This is a genomic window from uncultured Parabacteroides sp. (genome assembly GCF_905196875.1).
In the GTDB taxonomy this organism is placed as follows: Bacteria; Bacteroidota; Bacteroidia; order Bacteroidales; family Tannerellaceae; genus Parabacteroides.
In genome coordinates this window covers 19,308-45,613 of sequence record NZ_CAJJWO010000042.1, presented here as the reverse complement: position 1 = coordinate 45,613, position 26,306 = coordinate 19,308, and the positions used below count along the sequence as shown (strand labels likewise).

The 26,306-nt window shown below is 42.9% G+C and carries 17 protein-coding genes; 11 read left to right on the top strand and 6 right to left on the bottom strand.

Going from position 1 to position 26,306, the window contains the following annotated elements:
- Together QZ076_RS14295 and QZ076_RS14290 are read right to left on the bottom strand one after the other, a co-directional pair.
- On the bottom strand, positions 1–1,827 hold a 1,827-nt coding region (locus tag QZ076_RS14295; RefSeq protein WP_293714089.1), incomplete at its 3' end, for an amidophosphoribosyltransferase.
- Between the two features lie 237 nt (positions 1,828–2,064).
- A complete protein-coding gene (locus QZ076_RS14290) occupies positions 2,065–5,001 on the bottom strand; it encodes a DEAD/DEAH box helicase (RefSeq protein ID WP_293714087.1) in 2,937 nt (978 codons plus the stop codon).
- A 117-nt stretch (positions 5,002–5,118) separates the two neighbouring features.
- Between QZ076_RS14290 and QZ076_RS14285 the strand changes: the two genes are divergently transcribed.
- Positions 5,119–5,664 carry a DNA-3-methyladenine glycosylase I gene (locus tag QZ076_RS14285; RefSeq protein ID WP_293714085.1) on the top strand — a complete coding sequence of 182 codons (546 nt, stop codon included), beginning with the start codon at positions 5,119–5,121 and terminating at the stop codon, positions 5,662–5,664.
- A gap of 615 nt (positions 5,665–6,279) precedes the next feature.
- Positions 6,280–6,723 (top strand): VOC family protein, encoded by a 444-nt coding sequence (locus QZ076_RS14280; RefSeq protein ID WP_293714083.1) that lies wholly within the window; start codon positions 6,280–6,282, stop codon positions 6,721–6,723.
- Positions 6,724–6,748: 25 nt separating this feature from the next.
- Here QZ076_RS14280 and QZ076_RS14275 read toward each other — a convergent pair whose 3' ends face one another.
- Complete coding sequence (locus tag QZ076_RS14275; RefSeq protein ID WP_293714081.1) at positions 6,749–7,249, bottom strand: AAA domain-containing protein; 501 nt, start codon at positions 7,247–7,249, stop codon at positions 6,749–6,751.
- A gap of 117 nt (positions 7,250–7,366) precedes the next feature.
- Between QZ076_RS14275 and QZ076_RS14270 the strand changes: the two genes are divergently transcribed.
- Complete coding sequence (locus QZ076_RS14270) at positions 7,367–8,131, top strand: hypothetical protein (RefSeq protein ID WP_293714079.1); 765 nt, start codon at positions 7,367–7,369, stop codon at positions 8,129–8,131.
- Between the two features lie 96 nt (positions 8,132–8,227).
- Here the strand turns inward: QZ076_RS14270 and QZ076_RS14265 are convergent, their stop codons facing one another.
- Complete coding sequence (locus QZ076_RS14265; protein WP_293714077.1) at positions 8,228–8,938, bottom strand: DUF169 domain-containing protein; 711 nt, start codon at positions 8,936–8,938, stop codon at positions 8,228–8,230.
- A 164-nt stretch (positions 8,939–9,102) separates the two neighbouring features.
- Between QZ076_RS14265 and QZ076_RS14260 the strand changes: the two genes are divergently transcribed.
- Positions 9,103–9,558: a GNAT family N-acetyltransferase gene (locus QZ076_RS14260; RefSeq protein ID WP_293714075.1), complete on the top strand. Its 456-nt coding sequence runs from the start codon at positions 9,103–9,105 to the stop codon at positions 9,556–9,558.
- Positions 9,559–9,658: 100 nt separating this feature from the next.
- Positions 9,659–11,203: a HAMP domain-containing sensor histidine kinase gene (locus tag QZ076_RS14255; protein WP_293714073.1), complete on the top strand. Its 1,545-nt coding sequence runs from the start codon at positions 9,659–9,661 to the stop codon at positions 11,201–11,203.
- Positions 11,204–11,233: 30 nt separating this feature from the next.
- Here QZ076_RS14255 and QZ076_RS14250 read toward each other — a convergent pair whose 3' ends face one another.
- A complete protein-coding gene (locus QZ076_RS14250) occupies positions 11,234–11,749 on the bottom strand; it encodes a GNAT family N-acetyltransferase (protein WP_293714071.1) in 516 nt (171 codons plus the stop codon).
- Positions 11,750–12,363: 614 nt separating this feature from the next.
- On the opposite strand from QZ076_RS14250, the gene gltB reads away from it, so the two are divergent.
- From gltB to asnB, 3 genes are all read left to right on the top strand, one after another.
- Positions 12,364–16,878: a glutamate synthase large subunit gene (gltB, locus tag QZ076_RS14245; RefSeq protein ID WP_293714069.1), complete on the top strand. Its 4,515-nt coding sequence runs from the start codon at positions 12,364–12,366 to the stop codon at positions 16,876–16,878.
- Between the two features lie 383 nt (positions 16,879–17,261).
- Positions 17,262–18,686 (top strand): glutamate synthase subunit beta, encoded by a 1,425-nt coding sequence (locus QZ076_RS14240; protein ID WP_293714067.1) that lies wholly within the window; start codon positions 17,262–17,264, stop codon positions 18,684–18,686.
- A gap of 33 nt (positions 18,687–18,719) precedes the next feature.
- A complete protein-coding gene (asnB, locus tag QZ076_RS14235) occupies positions 18,720–20,384 on the top strand; it encodes an asparagine synthase B (RefSeq protein WP_293714065.1) in 1,665 nt (554 codons plus the stop codon).
- 21 nt (positions 20,385–20,405) lie between these two features.
- Here asnB and QZ076_RS14230 read toward each other — a convergent pair whose 3' ends face one another.
- Entirely contained in the window at positions 20,406–20,744 is a 339-nt protein-coding gene (locus QZ076_RS14230; protein ID WP_293714063.1) for a cupin domain-containing protein, read from the bottom strand.
- Positions 20,745–20,913: 169 nt separating this feature from the next.
- Here QZ076_RS14230 and QZ076_RS14225 point away from each other — a divergent pair, with 169 nt between their 5' ends.
- The 3 genes from QZ076_RS14225 (at position 20,914) to QZ076_RS14215 (ending at position 26,303) form a co-directional block, all read left to right on the top strand.
- The gene (locus QZ076_RS14225) at positions 20,914–21,495 is read left to right on the top strand and encodes an RNA polymerase sigma-70 factor (RefSeq protein WP_293714061.1); all 582 of its coding nucleotides are present in this window, start codon (positions 20,914–20,916) and stop codon (positions 21,493–21,495) included.
- Between the two features lie 65 nt (positions 21,496–21,560).
- Positions 21,561–22,583, top strand: a complete 1,023-nt coding sequence (locus QZ076_RS14220) for a FecR domain-containing protein (protein WP_293714059.1) — start codon at positions 21,561–21,563, stop codon at positions 22,581–22,583.
- Between the two features lie 435 nt (positions 22,584–23,018).
- Positions 23,019–26,303: a TonB-dependent receptor gene (locus QZ076_RS14215; RefSeq protein WP_293714057.1), complete on the top strand. Its 3,285-nt coding sequence runs from the start codon at positions 23,019–23,021 to the stop codon at positions 26,301–26,303.
- Positions 26,304–26,306 lie beyond the last annotated feature (3 nt).

Genomic DNA, 26,306 nt, shown 5'->3' with positions numbered 1-26,306 from the left:
CCCGCCCGGAGTGGGGTAATCGCCGGAGAAGTACCAGTCGCCCGGATGATCAGGACAAGAGGCGTGCAAGCCTTCCAGCGTCTGATAGACGATCTCCACCTTGGCGCGTGTGCCTGCCGGGGTAAGCAACTCTACCATCCTGGCGGAGATTTCTTCGTCGGTAAACGGTGCATATATCTCCTTCACATAATTGACGATCGGACCGTCCTTCTGTGCCTGTTGCTTTTTTGCCTTCTGATAGGCTTCTGTCAGAACAGACTCCATACCACGGTCTTTCAACAAGGCCACCGCCGCCCTGAATGCGATAAACTCATTCATACGCGACATGTCGATGCCGTAATAGTCCGGATAACGGACCTGCGGCGATGAAGAGACGATCACGATCTTCTTCGGGTGCAAGCGGTCTAAGATGCCGATAATACTCTGTTTCAGTGTTGTTCCCCTTACGATGCTATCATCTATAACAACCAGATTATCGACAAAAGGTTCGATGCTTCCGTAGGTTATATCATACACATGGGCTGCCAGATCGTTGCGGCTGTTTCCTTCGGCGATAAAGGTACGTAATTTTATATCTTTAATCGCTACTTTTTCGGCACGAACACGCATGGAAAGTATCTGGTCGAGCTCTTCTTCCTGCAAAAGATGGCTACGGTCGGCGATCCATTCCTTTTTCAGTTTGTTCAGGTGGTTGTTCAGTCCTTCCTGCATACCGAAATAGGCAACCTCGGCCGTGTTGGGGATAAAGGAAAAGACGGTATGCCTGATATCATGGTCGACCGCTTTCAGGATCGGTTGCACCAGGTTTTCACCCAGTTTTTTACGTTCGCGGTAAATATCCACGTCGCTACCGCGGGAAAAGTAGATGCGTTCGAACGAGCAGGCCTTATTCTCCTTCGGTTCCACGATCTGCGAAGTTCTGAATTGTCCTTCCTTACTGATAAAGACCGCTTCTCCGGGGTTCAGTTCTTTAATATCTTCGGCATGCACGTTCAAGGCCGTCTGGATAACCGGACGCTCGGAAGCCAGTACCATGATTTCATCGTCTACATAATAGAAAGCCGGACGTATTCCCCAGGGATCGCGCACACTGAACGACTCGCCGCTACCTGTCAGCCCGCAGATAACGAAACCACCATCCCAGGTCGGTACGCAACGTTTCAGTACATTCGAGAGATCGACATGTGCTTCAATAGCGTTCGTGATTTCCATTCCCTTCAATCCCTCGTTTTCATATTTCTGATACAGGCGCTCTATCTCACGATCCAGACGGTGTCCCATCTGTTCGAGCATGATATAGGTATCGGAATATTTACGCGGATGTTGTCCGATAGCCGTTATCTCTTCAAAAATGTCGTTTACGTTAGTGAGATTAAAATTTCCGCATAGAGCGAGGTTCTTTGCTCTCCAGTTGTTGCGGCGTAAAAAAGGATGGACGTATGAAATACCGGACTTACCGGTGGTACTGTAACGGAGGTGACCCATATAAAGTTCTCCGGCGAAAGGGAGATTTGCTTTAGCGAAAAGCGGATCGTTTAACTTGCCGGGAGGCAAATCTTTGTAATGATTGTGAACGGCGGCGAATATCTCGGTAATTGCTCCTGTCCCTAAGGCTCTTTCCCGAAACATATATTCTTCGCCGGGGCTTGCTTCTAACTTCACGCAGGCTAAACCGGCTCCCTCTTGTCCGCGGTTGTGCTGCTTTTCCATCAGTAAGTAGAGTTTATTCAGGCCATACATCCAGGTTCCGTACTTTTGGTGGTAATACTCTAAAGGCTTTAGTAACCGGACCATGGCGACTCCACACTCATGTTTAAGTTGTTCCATCTGGTTCTATCTTGTTTATTTTACCCGCAAAGATACGCACTTTATTAAACACAATGTTCATATTAATGCAAAATAATTGACACATTAATAGAAATAATCATTTAATCTGGCATTTAGTTAAAATATAATATATTTCTGTATTGTTTCGACAAAGTAACAATTTCAAAGAAAGAAGTGACCGGGAATATAAAATCTGTAAGCAGATTAAAAGTATATGATATAATTAATAACACTTAATCAGAACAAATCTTCCCACTCCCTATCCGTCAGCGACTTCAACGGATCGTTCTCCGAGATAAAAGTATCCGCCAGTTCGCTCTTTGACTCCTGTAGATTTCGTATCTTCTCCTCGATCGTATCGGCGGTGATAAAGCGGTAGACAAATACCTGTTTATCCTGCCCGATGCGATGAGCGCGACTTTCCGCCTGCATCTCTGCTGCCGGGTTCCACCAGGGATCGAGGATGAAAACATAATCGGCATCCGTCAGGTTCAAGCCGACACCACCGGCTTTCAGCGAGATGAAAAAGGCAGACACGTCGCTGCGGGTAGAAAAACGAGTTATTTCAGTTTCCCTGTCGGTCGTGCTTCCGGTCAGCATGGCATACAGCCATCCGCGTTCCGTAAAGGCATCTGCCAACAGATTCAGGTGAGTTACAAAAGAGGAAAAGATAAGCACCTTATGTCCTTCGCTGACCAATGTTTCAAAAGCATCCAGTACCTGCTCCATCTTTCCCGAACCACCTCCATAGTCCGGCATAACCATCTGCGGATGATTGGCCAGCTGACGCAAACGCGTTATACCATTCAGGGCGACAAACGTATTTTTATTCCGTTCCTCTAAGATCGTATTCCGCAGCGCATTCTTTTCCTTCCGATAGACCTCCCCTTGTTCCGGCGTCATTTCACAATAAACCACCTCTTCCGTCAACGGCGGGAGTTCGGGTGCTACCTGTTGTTTGGTGCGCCGCAAGAAAAAAGGACGGATGATCTCCTGCAATCTTTTAGCGGCCTTTTCGTTTCCCTCTTTCGTGATCGGCTGAATAAAATGCCTCCTGAAACCGTCAGCTGAACCCAACAAACCTGGGTTGATAAAGTTGAATTGCGCCCATAAGTCTTTCAATGAGTTTTCGATCGGAGTCCCGGTCAATACCAAACGATGTTCGCAATGTAGGCGGACAACCGAATGATAGGTCATAGAAGCCGGATTCTTTATATTCTGGCTCTCATCCAGTATCACATAAGTAAAACGATAGTCCTCCAGCAATTCGATGTCCCGCCGTAGAAGACCGTAAGTAACCAGTACAATATTATATCGGTTGAAGCTTCTCCACGGCTCCCTCCGCTTCTGATCGCCTGTATACGTATAAACGCTCAGTGTACTGAACTTGCGGATCTCCCGTTTCCAGTTCGGCAGCAAAGAAGTCGGTACCACGATCAGAGAAGCCGGAAGTGCCGCCTCATCTTTCCGGTTTTTCACTTCCCCATACGGCTTTTCATCAGGCAGATCCATTCCGAAAAACGAAAACTGACCACCGGAGTCTACCGTTATATTTTCCGGCGAAATAACAGGCAAAACGATCTCTTTGGGAGCCTCCGGATCATATATATGTTGCAGCAAAGTGATTGTCTGCAACGTTTTACCCAGTCCCATATCGTCCGCCAGGCAACCACCGAAGCCATTCGCCGCCAAATGGACCAGCCAGGAAAAACCGTCCTGCTGATACGGGCGTAAGGTGGCTTTTATTTTAGGCGGAAGAGCTACCGTCTCTTTCCGCACATATTCTTTTACTAACGTATCTCCCTGCTCCAAGGCCGAAACAATCCCCAGGTGCATTTTCCGAACCCTGATCTCTTCTGTCCGGTCGTCGCCGAAAGCAAACAGGTCGCCATACTTCTCAAACCAGTCCTCAGGCAATAGAGCCACTTGTCCGTCCGGCAGCATAAACTCCCGCTTCCCTTCCTGTATATGTTTCCTGAAACGGATAAAAGGGAACTGATAATCACCGATACGAACCATAATACGGATATCGAACCAATCGGGGGAAGAGGTAATCTCCTGTGTCAACGAAATCTCTCCCAGAAAATAACTCAACGATGTCTCCGTCTTTATAAAAGAAAAACAAGACTCCAACTCCGCTTTATGCTGTTGCAGCCAATCGATAAAAGTATATCCGCCGGTATCGGAAACCCGGACAAACTGCGTATCTGTAATTTGCTTAAAACTCCATTGTTCGAGCAGGCTGATATAAGTTTGTTCCAACAGCAGGTCGCGTGTAAAATAATAAACGACAGGTTTGCCATCAGTCTTTTCCAAACGGGGATAAGTGTACTGACTTTTCTTTCCCGGCGAGAAATAGCGATCTCCGTACCGGAAACGTAATTGCAAAGCCGGTTCATCATTGATAGACCGTTCGACCGATAACTCAGGAATACATGTGCGCGTTTCCCGGATCATATCGAAACCGGAGGCTACCGCCGGATAATCACTCATTAAAGGAAGTGCCACAACCTCCAGATATTTCTCCGCATCAGCCAGCGGAACTTCCACATATTTCCGACTCAGAAAAGGGGTAACTTTCGATGCTTCAATCCGTTTGAAGGCCAGCAGCCGGTCGTCGAGCAGGAAAATAGCCGGTTTGGAAGACAACAGCATAAACCGCCTCTTCTTCAGTAAAGGGATTTCCTCCTCATTCATCCGACAGATAGCTGCATATCGAAAAGAATGATCCGTTATCTCGAAACGGAAAGATATCTCGGCTTCATTCCCGGAAAAACGTATCCGGTCATGTCCGTAGAGTTGCTTAACTCCAGGTTCTTTGAAATAAACAGGCAAACAGTTTGCCCGCATCAGCCTGACCATTTCCCTTATCTTTTTATCGATAAACGGACGTAGCTGTCTTTTCAACAACTCAGGCGTCACCGAACTCAGGAAAGCTGCAACAGTACGCTGCCTGGAATACACCAGCATCAGGTTCTTCTCCGAATAACTCTGCGCAATCGCGATCGCCCGCTTCTCCGTATCAGACAACCCCGTATCGTTACCGGCATGGGTAGCCTGTTCCTCCACGCTGATCACATCCGGCGATACAGTCCTGGCAAAATAAGGAATAAGCAAAGGTCCCAAAACGGGATGGTTACTTAATGCGATGATTAATATATGAGGTTCGGACATCAACGGTTCATTTTTATTAAAGTTACAAAGTTACAAGAAAAACAAATACCCCTTTATATGGATTGTATCAAAGATATTTGATTATCTTTATCCTCCACAATAAATAAAAACCGAATTATGTCATACTGCGAATACATAAACACCATTACAGGTTGGGCTTTTGATCTTAACAAAGCATATCACGATGAAAAATATGGTTTTCCTATTGAAGATGATAATGAGTTATTCGGAAGGCTTCTTCTGGAAATCAATCAGGCAGGATTGAGCTGGTCGACCATATTAAAGAAAGAAACAGCCTTCCGCACAGCCTACGACAACTTTAATATCGAAACGATCGCAAACTACACGGAAGCAGACGAAGCCCGCCTTTTAGCTGATGCAGGTATCATCCGTAACAGACTAAAAGTAAAAGCCGCCATCCACAATGCCCAGGTCATTATGGAACTGAAAAAGGAACACGGCTCATTCAAAAACTGGCTGGATCATCACCACCCTAAAACCAAAGACGAATGGACCAAGCTATTCAAGAAAACATTCAAATTCACCGGTGGTGAGATCGTCAACGAATTTCTGCTAAGCACCGGATACCTCGAAGGAGCTCATACTCCCGATTGTCCCACCTATCAGAAAGTTCTGGACAAAGGTCCGGCATGGAGAAAATAGAGAACCAGCAGTTATCCGGGTGATGGATTGGATGGTCGATTCAGCATGCAGACTGTCCGGTAGCGAATAAACTATATGTTCCAATTGTACCGTCCAGTTCTGCCTAAACAGCTCTATCCAGTGCAACAATAAACTATCCGAACAGGAAGATTGCGAAGATGTTACCATCTCATAGTTAGAATAATTTTGCCGTCCGGTACGACAGCCGGACAGCAAAAACAGAAATAGAGGAAGAAGAAAAATCAAAGAAAAAACCGACTTTTTCATACCTTTCATTTATATAATATCTGATACCGGGATGATCAGATGGTTCATCTTGACCATATAGATGAAATTCCAGCCGTTCATATTCCTTTTGGTGTTGCAAATAAAGAATTATAAAGTCACTCTGTTTCAGATTTTCTTTGTAGTCTAATTGTTCCTGATAGCTTTTCAAATGGATAATATTAAAAACACTGCGTCTTTCTTTTATTATATTTTCTATATCCATTGTGTAATATAATGCATATTCAGCGAGATATATGGACTAAAACTAAAATATACGGAAAAATCAATATATTTGCGTTTAAAATCAAAGATATATGTATTAAGAATAACCATAAAAATTCGACAACAATGAAATTTAGTAATGTAAGATTATTAGTTAAGGATTTTGCTAAATGCTTTAAATTCTACTCTGAACAACTTGGATTGAAACCGGCTTGGGGTGATGAGAACAGTGGATATGCCAGTTTTAAGGTAGCAGACGGAATAGAAGGATTTGCTCTTTTTGTATCCGACTGGATGGCACCGTCTGTAGGTAATGCAAATAAAGAATTGCCTGTAGGATTTCGGGAGAAATCACTTGTTTCATTCAGTGTGGATAATGTTGATGACACTTATGTCGCTTTGAAAGAAAAGGGTGTGATATTTGTTAATGAACCTACCAATATGCCCGATTGGGGGATGCGCACGGTACATTTACGCGATCCTGAAGATAATTTAATAGAACTTTTTTCACCATTGGCCCCGGAACAATGTAGTGAAGAGTTAATAGAAGAGAGTAAGAAATACGAGTAAATAAAGGGTTTATCTTAGAAACCCTTTATTTTGAGGATAATCCTTTCAACTTACAAAAATAAGGCTGCCCCAACCAAACATTCCCATCTCCTACAGCTACAAACCGCTGTTTCGCACGCGTCAAAGCCACATTCAACAAATTAGGTTTGGACGAAGCCCAGGCAGCAGCACCTTTTGTTTTTTCATCAAGCCCCAGACATAAGATTACACCTGCAGCCTGTTTACCCTGAAAAGTATGCACTGTTCCGATATGACCGTCCAGCCATTTCTTTAGTTCATCATCTCCAATTGGTTTAAACGGGGCGAGTGCTTGTTTTATCGGTTGGCACAATTCTTTTTTCAAGATAGATGGTATCTCTGAAAATGGAGAAATAACAAACAAATTCGGTAAATCCTGCAATTGGCGAATCTCGTCCATAATCATCTGCTTGATGACAGTTCCCTGATCCGGCACATAATGACGACCACTTACCTGCCCCTCACCTATTTTACGGAAAACTTTTACCGGATCAGCAAAGCTAACCATCTTTTTAGCACGCTTCACTAAAAATGTAAACCGAACAGCAAAATAGTAGACATCTTTTGAAATTCAATAATATTTATCATTAAATTTGCATATATTGTTAAACCTAAATTACATTTTATGAAAAAAAAGAACAATTCATCATCTGTCAGATACTCACAAACTGGCATTGTCATACTAATTACAGTTCTTGGAACATTGGCTATTGTCGCAAGTATGACACCTCTTTATTTAGGAAACATGGAAGGTTGGACACCTGACCGACCACAATTTTTCGTCCAGTACTGTGGTATGTTTATCAATTCAATCTCTCTTGCTACAGTAGCTACCACTTTGGTTTTCCAACACCGACAAATGAAATTACAAAGTGAACAATTAGATCAATTGAATCAATCAAATAGTCACAATTTTAAAATGGCAGAAGATACATACGATTCACTGATCCTTAATCAAATCAGAGAATTACAATCCGAATCAACCGAAGAAACAAGGAGAAGAGCTTCTTGCTTTAGAGAATATCTAAAAACAGCCCAAGACAAAAAAGATTTAGAAAAAATTTTCTATCATGTGATAACAGATTATTGGGGATCTAGCAAAGAATATCAAAATGTATTAAACACAGACTTCTACAAACAGTTTCATTCATTCACCACATTAGCACGATATTTTGATACACTATCTTATTATGAATTTAATGCAATGACAGCAAATGCTATCCATTTTTATTATATCTGGTGGAGAGAGGCTTTTCTTATTTATAATGAGGAATATCATAAAGTTTATGCACAAACAAAAAATAAACATTTCAGTTTCATCCCAAACTGGATCAGTATGACTGAAAGAATGGATTCACAAATGGAAAAACATGGGCTAAAACTTAAATAACAAAGCCATTAATCTAATAAATTTTAATCTTTTTCGTTGTAATTGTCAGCTATTACCAAAATAGAAATAACTGACAATTACAATAAAATTATCCCATCACTCCATCATTCTCTCCCTGATCTTTCCCCAGGCATGCGTGTCGAACAAACAACTACTTCTCATCGTATCATACATTTCCTTGAAGCGGGACATCGGTATCATAAAACTTAGAATATCCGGTTCAAAATAGGGTCGTACGGAAGGGTCGAAGAAACCGATAAAAGTACGCTTTCCCCCTCTCGCATTCTCAATAACAGCCTGTGTTACCACTGAACAACAACCGGAACCAAACAGAGAGGTTACGGCATCGGGTGAATTATCATCGAAAAATGCCCAGGTAGCCAGGCCGGAAAGCATATCGGGTGTTGCCAGAAACAGAATTCCTTCGAGATTATCAAAGTTCTCAACTTTATCCATTCGGGCAAAATTCAGATAATCCATCTTTGCTCTCGGAACTTGCAAATCGTCAAGAAACCCGATAACACCTTCCGGTGTCTGTTTATATTTTTCCTTTAACGACACAAATCCGGGAATTCGTTCCGGCATTTCCGTAAAACCAGTATAAAACTTACCGCCGCCGCAACCGATAGTGTCTACACTCAAAGTAACAGTTTGTCCCGCTCTGACATCCTTCATACATTTGAATAAACATCCTCCAATTTTATCAACAGAGTTTACCGGTTGCTCTGAATACCAAAAGACAATAGGAAGATCGACCTTATCTCCGAATGCTTCGCGATAGTTATTGAGAAATACCTTTATGTCCATGATCTGATTATTTATTGGTTTTGTCAAATATACGAAAAATTCAATTCCATAGAGTATCTTTGTATTTCCGTAAGAATAAAAATTAAAATTCTTGCGGATAATCACTTTAATAGAATATATAGTATACTGGAAAAGCATTCATTCACCCCATTAAATACAACATCATGAAAATTATATCGGTAAAAGAAAATCCGGTCTACAAAGACATAGCGATCAACTATCTACAAAGTAAATGGCCCTCTGTATATCCTGTTATGTATGAGGATAGTATTAATCATTGTATCGATTCTCCGAGTTCTTTTCCACAATGGTATTTGTTGGAGAAAGATGATCAGATCATCGGCTGTGCAGGTCTGATCACCAACGATTTTATCAGCCGGATGGACTTGTATCCGTGGGTTTGCGCAGTATATATAGAAGAAACTCAACGAGGGAATTTTTACAGTGGCCTTTTATTGGAGAAAGCCAAAGAAGATACGGTTAAAGCCGGTTTTAGCAAATTATATCTCAGCACAGAACATATCGGATTCTATGAAAAGCTGGGATTCAAATATATAGGACAAGGATACCATCCCTGGAAAGATGAATCACGGATATACGAAATAGAAATAAAAGCATAATTCCAACAAATAAAAGATACATTAATTAAATTTTTCGGTAGAACTTCATGCTTTGATTTTGAATAAATACATATATTTGCTTAAAATTAAATTTGAAGTTATGAGAATCATGTATTTTATCATCACTCTTGTTCTCTGTTTCTGCACAACCCTCAAGGCAGAAAACAGAGCCAATGATCTAATGAAGCAGGCGCAAAGTAGCCTGGAACAGAAAGACTACACTAAAGCCCGTTACCTTTTCCTTCAAGCCTACAAAGCCTTTTCCTGTGAAGGGGATTACACACAAGCCATTGATTGTGGGACTAAAGCAACGTATCTTTATTATCGTGAGAACTATTATCAGGAGGCATTCGACCTTTGCCGCCAAATGACTCAATATCTGTTGACGGAAGAAGATAAAGCACAGAAAACATTCTATGACCAACGTTTCCAGTTAACAAAAGAGCGATTACAAATGTATATAAAGCTGAAGAATGCCGCCCAGGCTCAGCTTCAACTTAATACGCTGGATAATCTGGCCAGTCAGGCCGGAAGCAGTAAACTGTCCGATGATCTGTTATACACTCAGACCAATTATTATTATACTTTCGGACAGAACGAGCAGGGAGACGCATCTTTTCGTAAACTGATTAACCAGTATAAAGATAAAAAGGAATACGACAAGGTAAGCGACTGCTATAGAAATCTGATCACGATTGCCCGCACAGCAAACAATGCTCCATTGATGGAACGTACCTACGAAAAATATATCGTCTGGACAGATTCTGTAAAAGCATTAAACGCACAAGATGAATTAGGGGCATTACAACTCAAATACGATGACAGCTTGCAGACTATCCAGGAAAAAGACGATAAACTATCTGGCAAGCAATATATGATAGTCGGTCTTTGTACATTGGTTGTAATCCTTATCGCCGCATTACTTTTCGTTGCATTCCTGCTACTACGTTTCATCGTTCTCAACAAGAAACTGAAAGGTATTATTCAGACAACCAACGAACATAGCGAACAACAAGCACTGTTTATACAAAGTATATCGGAGCAGATGAAGCCTACGCTCGATAAACTCGATATATCGGCCGGCGAATTACGAACAACAGCTCCGCAGCAAGCCGGATCTATCCAAGCACGAGTAGATGCACTAAAACAGTTCAGTATTAATATACAGGAACTGTCTTCATTGGAAAGCTCTTTGCTGGAACCCTACGAAACACAATCATTCAATGTAGGTACCTTCTGCAAGAAAACAATGGATAAAGTAAAAGATAAAATACACCCCGATGTAGAAATCATCGTAGACGCACCGCAACTGGAAGTAAAAACAAATGCGGAACAATTGGAACGTATCTTATTACATTTATTGAACAATGCAGCTCAATATACCACTTCCGGTAAAATATGGCTGGAATTCAAAAGAAAAGGAGCTCATCTGTGCCATATTATCGTAACAGATAACGGAACCGGAATTCCTAACGAACTAAAAGAAAATATCTTCAAACCGTTCAGTGAAGTCAAGGATCTGGCAGAAGGAGACGGATTAGGTCTGCCAATCTGCTCCTTGATAGCCAATAAGTTGAATGGAAACCTTTCCATCGATATGGACTATAAGAAAGGATGCCGGTTTATTCTGGTATTACAGATCTGAGACAGCTTCGATTAACATATCCGATTTTAACTATACAAAAGTCTTCCGATATTCCCGGAAGACTTTTTTGTTTTCAGTTTCTCCTGTCAGCACATGCTCAAATCCAAGTTTCTCACAAACTCTGACAGAACCTATATTCTGATCATACATACGGATAACAAATTCAGTACACGCCAGCCGTCTAAAAGCATAATCGATCAATCCCTGGCAAACTTCTGTTCCATATCCGTTGTTCCAATACATTTGATCAATAATATAACCGAGCTCCATCTTCTTCGTATCCGAAAAGGAATTGAATAAACCTGCTTCACCTATAATCTTATTTTCACCTCTGAGTTTAACTGCAAAAATTCCGTATCCTTGCGGATATCCGGTATCGTTGATTTCCTTATAACGGTTTTCAAGCTCTTGAAAAGTCCAGTCATATTTACCCGACTGGATATATCTCATATTTACCTCCTGAGTATAGACAGATAAAAGAGCCTTCAACTCCTCTACTATGGAAACTTCTTTTATAATAAGTCTTTCAGTTTCAAAATGGATCATACGGTTATATTTATCAAGAAACACATTAATACCTAGCGCCAGAACACGTTGATTTTCTATAAAGTCTTGGCCATATTTAAGCCATCGTTTTCTAAATGACTTAAATTTACTACATGGGAAAATTCTGCATTGGAAACAATATAGAATGCCTCTCTCTTTACAACAGAGATGAAATGTTTTACACCGTCCACATCTATCCGAATACGCAGCTCCTTTGCAGGGATTCTTTATTCGTGTATAGTTAGGACAACCACCACAAAAAACACCGCAAGCCGGAACTCGTCCGTTATAAATAATATCAATCATGCAGATATAAGATAGATTTACAAACAAAGATAAATAAATTCTATACTCCAAAAGATCAATATGATAGTTTTTTAATATTATTCCACCAAACAAACTCTTTTAAATTGTAACCAATAACAGATATAAATATTTCATATTAACACCAAAAACAATAAATATTGTATCAAATAGAAACTTCAACTTCCAATAAAAGAAAAAAACGTCATCAATTAACATCTACTTCTATATCATTATGAAAGAAACGATCTATATTTGCAAAACAATTTGACATCAAAATAGGTATTACACAAACATAAGGTCAACAAACAATGAAAGAACAGATCTATTTGAACAGAAAGCAGGGATTATATGATCCTGCGAATGAACATGACGCGTGCGGAGTAGGAATGTTAGTAAACATTCATGGAGGAAAGTCGCACGACATTGTTGAGTCAGCCCTTAAAGTCTTGGAAAATATGCGTCACCGTGGTGCAGAAGGTGCTGACAATAAAACAGGTGACGGTGCAGGTATCTTGCTTCAGATACCTCATGAATTCATATTATTACAGGGAATACCTGTTCCCGAAAAGGGTAAATATGGAACAGGACTGGTCTTTCTTCCGAAAGACGAAGCACAGCGATCCGCCATCCTCAGTATTATGATCGAAGAGATTGAAAAGGAAGGGCTTACCCTGATGCATCTACGGAAAGTTCCGGTAAACAGCGATATATTGGGAAAGGATGCATTGGCAACCGAACCGGATATCAAACAAATCTTTGTTACCGGATGCGATAACCAGCAAGAATTAGAACTCAAATTATACGTCATTCGTAAACGTATTGAGAATAAAGTGACTATTTCTGATCTGGTCGCTAAGAATGACTTCTATGTGGCTTCATTATCTACTAAAAATATTGTATACAAAGGAATGCTGGAGTCTATGCAACTTCGCCATTACTTTCCCGACCTGACAAATAATTACTTCACGAGCGGACTGGCATTGGTTCACTCCCGCTTCAGTACGAATACGTTCCCGACATGGAGCCTGGCACAGCCGTTTCGTCTGCTGGCACATAACGGGGAGATCAACACGATCCGTGGAAACAGGGGATGGATGGAAGCACGGGAAAGTGTCCTCACCTCTCCTACTATCGGAAATATCGAAAGTATCCGCCCGATCATTCAACCGGGGATGAGCGATAGTGCCTCACTGGACAATGTACTGGAGTTTCTGGTCGCTTCCGGATTGAGTCTGCCTCATGCCATGGCGATGCTGGTACCGGAAAGTACGAATGAGAAGAATCCGATATCGGATGATCTGAAAGCTTTTTACGAGTATCATTCTATCCTGATGGAACCTTGGGACGGACCGGCTGCTCTGTTATTCAGCGACGGACGGTTTGCCGGCGGTATGCTGGATCGTAACGGTTTGCGTCCGGCACGTTATCTGATCACAAAAAACGGCATGATGCTAGTAGCCTCCGAAGTCGGAGTGATGGACTTTGAAGCGAACGAGATCAAGGAGAAAGGACGACTTCAGCCGGGAAAAATCCTGATGGTCGATACAGAAAAAGGAGAAATTTATTACGACGGCGAACTAAAAAAACAGTTAGCCGAAGCAAAACCATACAAGACATGGCTGGCCGGAAACCGCGTGGAGTTGGACGAACTGAAGTCCGGCCGCAAAATACCCCACACGGTAGAGAACTATGATAAGTTACTCCGCACTTTCGGTTACAGCCGTGAAGATGTGGAAAAGATCATCGTCCCGATGTGTACCGGAGGAGCCGAACCCATCGGATCGATGGGTAACGACACGCCGTTGGCGATTTTGTCCGATCGCCCGCAGTTATTGTACAATTACTTCCGCCAACAATTTGCGCAGGTAACCAATCCACCTATCGACCCGATCCGTGAAGAGTTGGTTATGAGTCTGGAAGAATATATCGGTGCGGTAGGAAATAATATATTGGTTCCCAGTGAAAACCATTGCAAGATGGTACGGTTGAATCATCCGATCCTGACCAATACACAACTGGATCTGCTTTGCAATATCCGTTATAAAGGGTTCAACTCTGTGAAACTGCCGATGCTGTTTGAAGTAGCTAAAGGAAGTAAAGGTTTAAAGGCTGCGCTCGATGAACTATGCAAAAAAGCAGAACAATCCGTTACGGATGGTGTCAACTATATTATTCTTAGCGATAAAAACGTAGACGAACGATATGCACCGATCCCTTCGTTGCTTGCTGTAAGCGCCGTACATCATCATTTGATCTCGGTACAAAAACGCGTGCAGACCGCATTGGTTGTAGAGACTGGAGAAATGCGCGAAGTCATGCATGCCGCATTATTGCTGGGATATGGAGCAAGCGCCATCAATCCGTATATGGTTTTCGCCATACTGAAAGAACTGGAAAGCAAACATGAAGTGCAATTAAACTATGAAACGGCACGCAAGAACTATGTGAAATCCATCTGCAAGGGTCTGTTTAAAGTAATGAGCAAGATGGGTATCAGTACGATCCGCAGTTATCGAGGTGCCAAATTATTCGAAGCTGTCGGGTTAGATGAAGAACTGGCACGTACTTATTTCGGCGGAACAACCAGCAACGTAGGCGGTATCCGATTGAATGAAATTGCACGCGATGTAATGACATTACATCATCAGGCATTCGACCAAAGGATCGATGAAATGCTGGAACATAAAGGACTTTACAGTTTCCGCAAGGATGGAGAGAAACATGCCTGGAACCCGGAAACGATCTCAACCCTGCAACTGGCTACACGTCTGGGCAGCTATAAGAAATTCAAGGAATATTCGCAGATGGTAGACGATAAAGAATCGCCGATCTTTCTCCGTGACTTTCTCACGTTTAAAAAGAAAAAAACGATCCCTATCGAACAGGTGGAACCGGTCGGCGAGATCATGAAACGCTTCGTAACCGGGGCTATGAGCTTCGGTTCGATCAGTAAGGAGGCACACGAAACTATAGCAATGGCCATGAACAAGATACATGGCCGGAGCAATACCGGAGAAGGAGGCGAAGATGCTACCCGTTTCACTCCGCGCAAAGACGGTCTTTCCCTCCGGTCGGCCATTAAGCAGGTCGCTTCGGGACGTTTCGGAGTCACCACCGAGTATCTGGTGAATGCGGACGAGATACAGATCAAAGTCGCTCAGGGAGCCAAACCGGGTGAAGGCGGCCAGCTTCCGGGGTATAAAGTAAACGATGTCATTGCAAAAACCCGTCACTCCATACCGGGTATTTCGCTGATATCTCCCCCACCTCATCACGATATTTATTCGATCGAGGATCTGGCGCAACTCATATTCGACTTGAAGAATGTAAATCCGAAGGCGGAAATCAGTGTCAAGCTGGTATCGGAAAGCGGAGTGGGGACAATTGCAGCCGGTGTAGCCAAGGCGAAAGCCGACCGTATCATCATCTCCGGTGCCGAAGGAGGAACGGGAGCTTCACCGATCAGTTCGATCCGTTATGCAGGATTGCCACCCGAACTGGGTCTATCGGAGACACAGCAAACTTTAGTGATGAACAGCCTCCGCGGACAGGTTCGCCTGCAAACCGACGGCCAGTTAAAGACCGGACGCGACATCATCCTGATGGCTTTGCTCGGGGCGGAAGAATTTGGTTTCGCAACTTCTGCTTTGATTGTTCTCGGTTGTGTAATGATGCGCAAATGCCACATGAATACCTGTCCGGTAGGCGTTGCCACACAAGATGAAGAATTGCGGAAGCGGTTTCTCGGCCGGCATGAGTATCTGGTAAACTTTTTTACATTCCTGGCGGAAGAAGTGCGTGAGTATCTGGCGGAAATGGGATACAGCAAGCTCGACGATATTATCGGTCATACGGAACTGATCGTACGTAAACCTTCGGACGACGTGACCAAGCATGATTTGCTCGATTTCTCCCGTCTGCTTCATATACCGAAACAGGCAACTCATACACCAATCCATCACACAACGACGCAGAAACATCATATCGACAGTGTGAAAGATCTCGATATTATACAGCATGCTAAAGGAGCTATCGAGTTCCAGCACGAGATATCGCTGGATTATGCGATCACGAATACCGATCGTTCGGTGGGTGCCATGTTGTCGGGCGAAATAGCCAAGCGTTATGGGAATACCGGACTGCCTGATCATACGTTGAATATCAAATTCAAAGGTTCAGCAGGGCAAAGTTTCGGAGCGTTTCTCTCGCATGGAATTCACTTTCGTCTCGAAGGAGAAGCAAACGATTATCTGGGTAAAGGACTCAGCGGGGGACGCATCAGCGTAATGTCTCCGGTACGCTCCACTTTCGTAGCTGAAGATAATACAATCGCCGGAAACACGCTGTTGTACGGTGCGACTTCTGGAGAAGTATATATCAACGGACGTGTCGGCGAACGTTTTTGCGTACGTAACAGCGGTGCGATTGCCGTAGTGGAAGGCGTTGGCGATCATTGCTGCGAATACATGACCGGAGGCCGCGTTGTCGTGCTCGGCCAGACAGGACGCAACTTTGCTGCCGGAATGAGCGGAGGGGTAGCTTATGTATGGAACAAAGATGGAAATTTCGATTACTATTGCAATATGGAAATGGTCGAACTTTCCCTGATCGAAGACAGCGCAACCCGCAAGGAACTGCATGAATTGATCCGCAAACATTACCATTATACAGGTAGCAATCTGGCCGGAAAAATATTGGATAATTGGGATAAATATGTAAATGAATTTATACAGATCGTTCCGATCGAATATAAAAAGGTATTACAGGATGAGCAGATAAAAAAGTTACAATTGAAGATCGAAAAAATGCAATACGATTATTAAAAAACAACTAAATATAGCTCCGTAGTACTACGGAGAGGCAATAACGACGAAAAAAGTAGCTTCGTAGCACTACGGAGTAGCAAAACAAACCAAAATGTAGCTTCGTAGCACTACGGAGTAGCAAAACAGACTGAAAATATACCTCCGTAGTACTACGGAGTAGTAAAACAGACTTACGACGCATAATCGAAGTACTACGGAGAATATTTTCTATACTTTCAGGCTTATCCTATTACCTGTATAAGATATTTTCTGATAATTTATACTCATTCATATTACATTTTTAACATATCCTATAGGTCTTAAGCTTAATCGATGTAATATGTATAAATTATTCTGTATGATATACCTAATTAAAATATAAATAAAAAAATATAACAATCATGGCAAACCCAAAAGCATTCCTCACCATACCCCGACAAGAAGCAGGCTATCGTCCTGTAGAAGATCGTATCGACGATTTCAGCGAAGTAGAACAAACGCTCAACAGCAGCGACCGCCGCCGGCAAGCCTCCCGTTGCATGGATTGTGGCGTTCCCTTCTGTCATTGGAGCTGTCCTATCGGAAATAAACAACCCGAATGGCAGGACTTTCTTTACAAAGGAAAATGGAAAGAAGCTTATCAGGTACTTGAACAAACCTGTGACTTCCCGGAGTTCACAGGCCGCATCTGCCCTGCCCTGTGTGAAAAAAGTTGCGTGCTGAAACTAAGTTGCGATGAACCTGTCACCATCCGTGAGAATGAAGTGGCTATCGTCGAAACCGCCTTCCGCGAAGGATACATACAGCCCATGCAACCCGTTCGTAATGGCAAACGCGTAGCCGTTATAGGTAGCGGACCGGCCGGATTGACCGTCGCCAACCAACTGAACCGTAAAGGATACGAAGTTACTGTATTCGAAAAAGACGAATTGCCGGGAGGTCTTCTACGCTTCGGTATCCCGAATTTCAAACTGGGGAAAAACATTATCGACCGGCGTATCAGGCTAATGGAAAAAGAAGGTATCGTGTTTCGTGTCAATACAATGGTTGGAAAAGAGATCGGAACCAAAGAGGTAATCAGTCAGTTCGATGCCGTTTGCATTGCCATCGGTGCGGAAATACCACGCGACCTGCCGATCGAAGGACGCAACTTGAAAGGCGTTCACTTTGCCCTTGAACTGCTTGGACAACAGAACCGGTTGCTCGAAGGCATCGCTGTCCCTCCTAAAAACATTATCGACTGCAAAGGTAAGAAAGTACTGGTAATCGGCGGAGGCGACACGGGTAGCGACTGCGTAGGAACGGCCAACCGTCACAAAGCCGCCAGTGTGACTCAGATAGAGATCATGCCGAAGCCTCCTGTCAGTCATAATCCGGAAACTCCATGGCCTATGTATCCACAGGTATTAAAGACCAGCAGCAGTCATGAAGAAGGTTGTACGCGTCGCTGGTGCCTCACCTCCTGTCGTTTTATCGGAGACAAAAACACATTGAAAGGCGTAGAAGTAGAGGAAGTAGAATGGATACCGTCTACCAACGGAGGCCGCCCGGAAATGAAACTGACCGGTAAAAAAGAGACAATAGAAGCAGACCTGGTATTCCTGGCAATGGGTTTCGTACATCCCGAACAGGAAGGCCTTGTAAAAGATCTCTCACTAGCCGTAGACGGACGTAAAAACATAGCCGTCGACAACAAAAACCAGATCGCCGGCAGCAATATCTTTGCTTGCGGCGATGCCGTCAGCGGCGCAAGTCTGGTAGTTCGGGCAATGGCCTCGGGCCGCAAAACAGCGGAAGCGATAGACAAACATCTGCAAAGCAATTAATTTTCAATTATTAATTATTAATTACTAATTATCATGTGTGGCATTACAGCAATTTTCAACATCCGTGAAGGAGTCTCCTCTCTCCGCAGGCAAGCTTTGGAAATGAGTAAACGAATCCGTCATCGTGGTCCGGATTGGAGCGGAATTTATCAAGGCAAAACCGCCATTCTTGCCCACGAGCGACTCTCCATCGTAGATCCGGCCTCTGGCGGACAACCGCTGAAAAGCAAAGACGGGAAACTGATCCTGACCGTAAACGGTGAAATTTACAACCACCGCGAAATTCGTGAAGAATTGAAAGGAGAATATGAATTCATGACCGGATCCGACTGCGAAGTCATCCTCGCCCTCTACCGCAAATACGGTACCGGTTGCGTGGAAAGGTTAAGCGGAATCTTTGCCTTCGCCCTCTACGACGAAGAAAACGATACCTATCTCATTGCCCGCGATCCGATCGGCGTCATACCTTTATATATGGGCTACGACGACCACGGACATCTGCTCGTCTCCTCTGAACTGAAAGGCCTTGAAGGTTTCGCCACCATATACGACCAATTCAAGCCCGGTCATTATTTTTACAGTAAAGATACCGAACTAACCAAATGGTATCAGCGTGATTGGATGGATTACGAGCATGTAAAAGACAACCCGGCCAGCGCAACAGAACTGCACGATGCCCTCGAGGCCGCCGTCCAGCGTCAACTGATGAGCGATGTTCCCTACGGCGTCCTGCTTTCGGGTGGCCTGGATTCATCCATTACCTCCGCCATCGCAAAGAAGTACGCAGCCAAGCGTATCGAGACAGGAGGAAAAGCGGATGCGTGGTGGCCGCAACTTCACTCCTTCGCTATCGGACTGAAAGGTGCCCCTGACCTGATAGCCGCCCAAAAGGTAGCCGATGCGATCGGGACGGTACATCACGAAATCAATTACACCGTGCAGGAAGGCCTCGATGCTATCCGCGACGTGATCTATTATATCGAAACCTACGATGTAACGACCGTGCGTGCATCCACCCCGATGTATCTGATCTCCCGCGTTATCAAAAGCATGGGAATAAAGATGGTATTAAGTGGTGAAGGTGCCGACGAAATCTTCGGAGGTTATCTCTACTTTCACAAAGCGCCCGACGCAAGAACGTTTCACGAAGAGACGTTGCGCAAGATAAGTAAACTTTACCTTTATGATTGTTTGCGTGCCAACAAAAGCCTTTGTGCCTGGGGTGTCGAAGGACGTGTTCCTTTCCTCGACAAAGAGTTCCTCGACATTGCCATGCGTCTGAATCCAGCAGCTAAAATGTGCCCGGGCAAAACCATCGAAAAGAAAATCCTCCGTGAAGCCTTTGCCGATATGCTTCCGGAGGAAATCGTCTGGCGTCAGAAAGAACAGTTTTCCGACGGAGTGGGTTATAGCTGGATCGATACGTTGAAGAAGCTGACTTCCGAACTGGTCACCGACCAACAAATGGCAAATGCCGCCAAACGCTTCCCGATCAATCCGCCACAAAACAAAGAGGAATACTATTACCGTACGATCTTTGAAGAACATTTTCCCAGTGAAAGCGCTGCACGAAGCGTACCCTCCGTCCCGAGCGTAGCCTGTTCCACTCCCGAAGCACTAGCATGGGATACTGCTTTCAGAAACATGAACGAGCCGAGCGGCCGCTCTATCAAAGGGGTACACGAAGCTGCTTATTGATACAAGACAGCATTTTGATAGTTACAAGAAATCTTCTCTCAGAGGATTGAAGGTGTCTATCAAAATGCCGGCTTCCAGACATTCGCAACCGTGCATGGTATCCGGTTTCATATAAACTCCGTCTCCGGCTCTTACAATCTGTGTTTCTCCATTTGTCATGAATTTGAAAACACCGCTTGCCACATAAGTAACCTGCGAATGGGAATGCACATGCGGAGCACCTACCGCTCCTGTTTCAAATTTGACCTTTACCATCATTATGTTATCATTGTATCCCATGATCTGACGTTGTACACCTCCACCGAGATCCTGCCATTTCATCTCATTTTCAAACTGAAAATCAGCACTTTCCTGTTTCATAAACCTTTCTTTTTTAATCTTTATTTAGATGGTAAAGATAACTGATACATTTGATTAATAACAGGTTTTTAACGACTTATCATAAAAATATCCTATATTTGCACCATGTGGATACATTAGTTCTTCAAGAACTATATACTATTAAAAATCATAGCTTTCCCACTAAAAAATGAAGGAAAAGGAAATAACAGGTACTATTGACAGTTTATTTTGGAAAATTGCAATTAAAGACGATGAAATAGCATTTCGTACTCTTTTTTTCCAGTTTTTCTCTCCTTTATGTGTCTTCGCTCATAGATATGTGGACCGTTGGGAGACATGTGAAGACATTGTACAGGAAACCTTTTTCAAAATATGGAAAAACAGAAAAAATATAGAGATCAGCACATCCAGCCGTAACTTTCTTATCACCAGTGTCAAAAATTCCTGTATAGATTTTCTGCGTAAACAGGAAACGGAACAAAACTGGCAACAAAAAGAGATCGAAAGCAATGCTTTACAGTATACCTCCGGTGACATTTATTCGACTATCGAACTGGAGCAGATGTTATCGGCTGCATTAGCTAAACTTCCGGATAACATCAGAACTGTTTTTGAAAAAAACAGATTCGATGGTATGACTTATACAGAAATTGCCGCTGAATATAATATTTCAATCAAGACGGTTGAAGCTTATATGACAAAAGCACTAAAACATCTCCGAATCGAATTAAAAGATTATCTTCCCCTTGTACTTCTTTTACTTTGGTAATACAAAAACACTATTTAACATAGGGTATATTTCATAGTATACGTCTAATTTATAAAAAAATAAAAGTGGACATTCATACAGAACATATAATAGCATATCTTGAAGGACGTCTTTCCAAAGAAGAAAAGGAAGTTTTCGATCAGCAGTTACAGTCATCTCCCGACTTCAAAAAAGAAGTTGATGACATTCGTTTCATCTGGGAAACCACGGCTGAACTCAAATTACATAAACAGATAAACACTCAGCAGAACTGGAAAAAAATCTCAAAACAGATTGCAACAGATAAATATAAAAAGAAAATCTTGAGTTTTATCCGGACAGCAGCAGCTGTATTATTGATTCCGGTTTTGATCGCAACATATACCTTATTCAATACACTGAAAGAATGGAACAATATTCCAGTCGAACAAGTAGAGTTAAGCACTGCTTATGGCTTAATATCTAAAGTTACGCTTCCCGATGGTTCTGAAGTATGGTTAAACTCCGGCTCTTCTATCTCCTATCCTAAACGCTTTACCAATAATAAAAGAAATGTGCAACTGACCGGCGAAGCTTATTTTAAAGTAACATCTGATAAATCAAACCGTTTTGATGTAGTAACCTCCAATGGTTTACAAGTTAGCGCCTATGGGACTGAATTCAACGTAAAAGCCTATGAAGATGAGGATAAAATAGAAGCGACTTTAGCAAAAGGGCATGTGGAAGTATCAGAAATTGGACAACCAGTCTCCAGAACACTGCATCCGGGAGAACAGGTGATATATTGTAAGAATACCAGCAAGATGGAAGTCGATAAAGTCAATCTGGCAGTAGAAACTTCATGGAAAGATGGTAAAATGATATTCAGACGTGCCAACATGAATGAAATCGTACAGCGGCTCGCCCGGCATTTTAATGTAGATATCAAATTGGAAGGAGAAGAACTATATGACTATAAATACTCTGCCACATTCACAACAGAGACACTCAATGATGTTTTACTCCTGTTAGAAAAAACTGCACCTATAAAATGTACCGTAATAGAGCCGAAGCAAACAGCTGATTTTACGTATTCACGACGCACAGTGATAATAAAAACAATAAAGTAAGAATCACATAAAAAGAAAAAAACAAAAAAAGCCAATTTTCCCATAGGGTGTCTGCCCACACGCTACGTCTAATATAAAAATAGAAACAAATGTTATAAACGTTAACTTAAAAGAAGTATTATATGAAAAGAGTCACCTAAAAGAAAAGCAGAAAAATGCTGGTCACATTTTCCTGCTTCAATCAAACGAATTACCAATCCGAAAATCTCACCTGACGAATGGTAATCCCCAACCAAGTTATTTTTCAAACCTAATTAAATTTGATAATGTGAATTTATGAAGAATTTATCAAACCCAGAAGGTTTTAAGTCAAATTTTGACTTATTACCAAAAATTCCAATGCGTATGAAACTTGCAGCATTATGTTTGACTTGCTTTTTAAGCACGGCAAGTGCAAGCTCATTGTACTCACAGTCCACTAGAATTTCTTTGGATATGAGGAATGCTTCTGTAGAGCAAGTCTTACAGGAAATCGAAGAAAGTTCTGACTTTTATTTTATGTACAACAGTCAACTTATTAATGTTGACCGTAAAGTAAACATTAAAGTAAAGGAGAAATCGATCGAAACTATTTTGAATGAAATTTGTAAAGCCGCAAACATTGAATATAGCGTCAATGACAAACAAATCATTCTACGTCCGAAAAATATGGTAGCAGAAGCTACTCAGCAGAAATCAAAAACGATCAAAGGGGTTGTCAACGATCAATTCGGTCCTATCACCGGTGCCAACGTTTCTGTCAACGGTACTACTATTGGCACAATCACCGACATGGACGGTCGGTTTAGTCTGGAGGTTCCGGAAAATGCGACCTTGCAAATCTCATTCATCGGTTATTTACCTCAAACCATAAAAGTGGAAGGACAAACCGATTTCACAATCAACCTCAGAGAAGATACGCAGAAGCTGGACGAAGTCGTCGTTATTGGTTACGGTACGCAGAAAAAAATGAACCTGACCGGATCTGTTGCCACTATCTCCGCTGATAATATTGCCACTATCCCGGTGTCTAATATCTCAAATGCAATGGCTGGACGTATGCCGGGTATCTTCTCCTACAACAAATCCGGTATGCCGGGGGTATCTTCCCCCATCACCATTCGTGGTGTCAATACTCCGAATAATACGAATCCTACTTATGTGATCGATGGTGTCGTTCGTGAAAAAGCGGACTTCGATGCTTTGGATCCGAATACGATCGAAAACATCTCCGTGCTGAAAGATGCTGCCTCTGCTGCCGTTTACGGTTCACGTGCATCCAACGGTGTAATCGTTGTTTCGACCAAACGCGGTAAGAACCAGAAACCACAATTCAGTTACTCAGGATTGTTCGGTACAGATCGTCCTACCCGTACACCGGAAGTGATGAATGCTTATGACAGAACAGTGTATTTAAACAATCAATTTATGTACAATGGTATTCCTGAAACAGACTCTCGTTACTACACAGCCGACGAACAGGAATATTTCAAGACACATAGTACAGACTGGTTCGACCTTGCCTGGAAAAATCCGTTCACCACACAACATAACCTCAGCGTAAATGGTGGTAGCGACCGCATTAATTACTATATGTCTGCAGGTTACTACCAGCAAAGCGGAACATTCGATAATCTGGATTTCAAACGTTATAGCTTCCGTTCCAATGTAGATGCTAAAATTACCGACAACTTTACAATCGGACTGGATGTGGATGGTAATATGAGCGACCAACGCACACCGTATTGGCCTCATGACTCAGATAAGGAATTGATGAACGACATGTATCGTGCCTTATTGAATTTTCCGTCGACAGAACCGGCGTATATCAATGGCCAGCCAAACGCGACTATTTATAACTGGAACATCCTGGAAGCAATCAAAAATGGCCATGTTTCAAAGAAGCATAGTACATTGAATACAAAACTAAGTGCTAAATGGGATATTCCCTGGGTAGAAGGTTTGACGGCCAATGCGATGTTCAACTACCGCCGGTATTATGAAAAAGAAAAACAGGCAGGAAAGAAATATACATTATATATTCATGAAACGACAGGCGGACATAATCATATCATCCGTGATGACGCCCCGGTAGTCGGTACCCGTACAAGAACAGAAAATGGGAACTTCGTCCGGAAAGATTTCAACGAGACCAGCGCTTATACACTGAATTTGCAATTAAACTATAACCGTACATTCGGCAAACATGATATCGGTGCCATGTTCCTGTATGAACAATATGAAGAATGGGGTGATAAATTCTGGGCACAACGCAAAGAGTTACTTTCTCCTTCCCTGGAACAACTGTTTGCAGGTAGTGCCGATAGCCAGTGGAAAGACGCTGACGGTAATGAATCGGAAATCGGACGTATCGGTTACGTTGGCCGTATCAATTATGGATTCGACAACCGCTATTTACTGGAAGCAAACTTCCGTTATGACTCTTCAGTAAAATGGATTCCGGGCAAACGTTGGGGATTCTTCCCGTCAGTATCTGCAGGTTGGCGCATCACGGAAGAAAACTTCTTCAAATCAAATGAGAAACTGAACTTCATCAACAACCTGAAGCTCCGTGCATCTTATGGTACACTGGGTAATGATGGTGGCGATGATGTGGCTTACTATCAATATCTCAGTAAATTCACAACACAAACAAGCAAAATCCCGACCAATGTCGTATTCGGCACCGGAGCAACAGGTATCCTTCCGGGCGTTTACCCCAGCCTGGGTATTACCTGGGAAACAACAACTACTGCCGACATCGGTTTCGACTTGGGTCTGTGGAATGGTTTATTAAGCCTTGAATTTGACTATTTCCATAAAAAGACTTCAGATATCCTGATGGATCGTGTACGCACCATCCCGGGAACATTCGGAGCTACGCTTCCCAAAGAGAACTATGCGGAAATGGTAAACCAGGGTTGTGAGTTCTTAGTGCGCCATGATAACAAAATAGGAAACTTCACTTATTATCTGTCAGGAAACTTCTCTTTCGCACGTAACCATTATACGAAGATTGATGAGTCGGCTAATGCTTACGAATGGGAATTAAAAACCGGTCGGCCTATCAAATACATCACAGGTTATCTTGCAGACGGCATTGCCCGCACAGATGCAGACCTGGTCGGCCTGCCGCAATATAACGGCGGATTCGACTGGTCGAAAGGCGACATTATCCTGAAAGACATCAACGGAGCAGGTGGTGTCGGTGGTCCTGACGGTATTGTTGACGGAAACGATAAAACCGTTCTTTCCCTGTACAGCAAGGATCCTGAAATCATTTACGGTATGAGTCTGGGAGGCGAATGGAAAGGCATTGACTTCACCGCCTTCTTCCAGGGAGTCGGCCATCGTGCGATCATGTTCCCGAACCGTGGCGACACATGGACAGAACAGACTGTTTTGAATATCTGGACAGATGCTTATTCTCCCGATAACATCAATGGAAAATATCCCCGTGTTGGTGGTACTGGTTCAAAAGGTGCTAATGGACAGGAATCGTCATTCTGGTTGATGAACGGTAACTATTTCCGTTGCAAGAACATCGAAATCGGTTATACGTTGCCTAAGCAATGGATGGGTGCGATCGGTGTAGATCGTTGCCGTGTGTATGTATCAGGTACCAACTTGTTTGTATTTGATCACATCGGCATCTATGATCCTGAAAACAGTGGTGACCGTGGTGCCTACCAATACCCGCTCACTAAGAGCTTCAACTTTGGAATTAATGTAAGTTTCTAACAA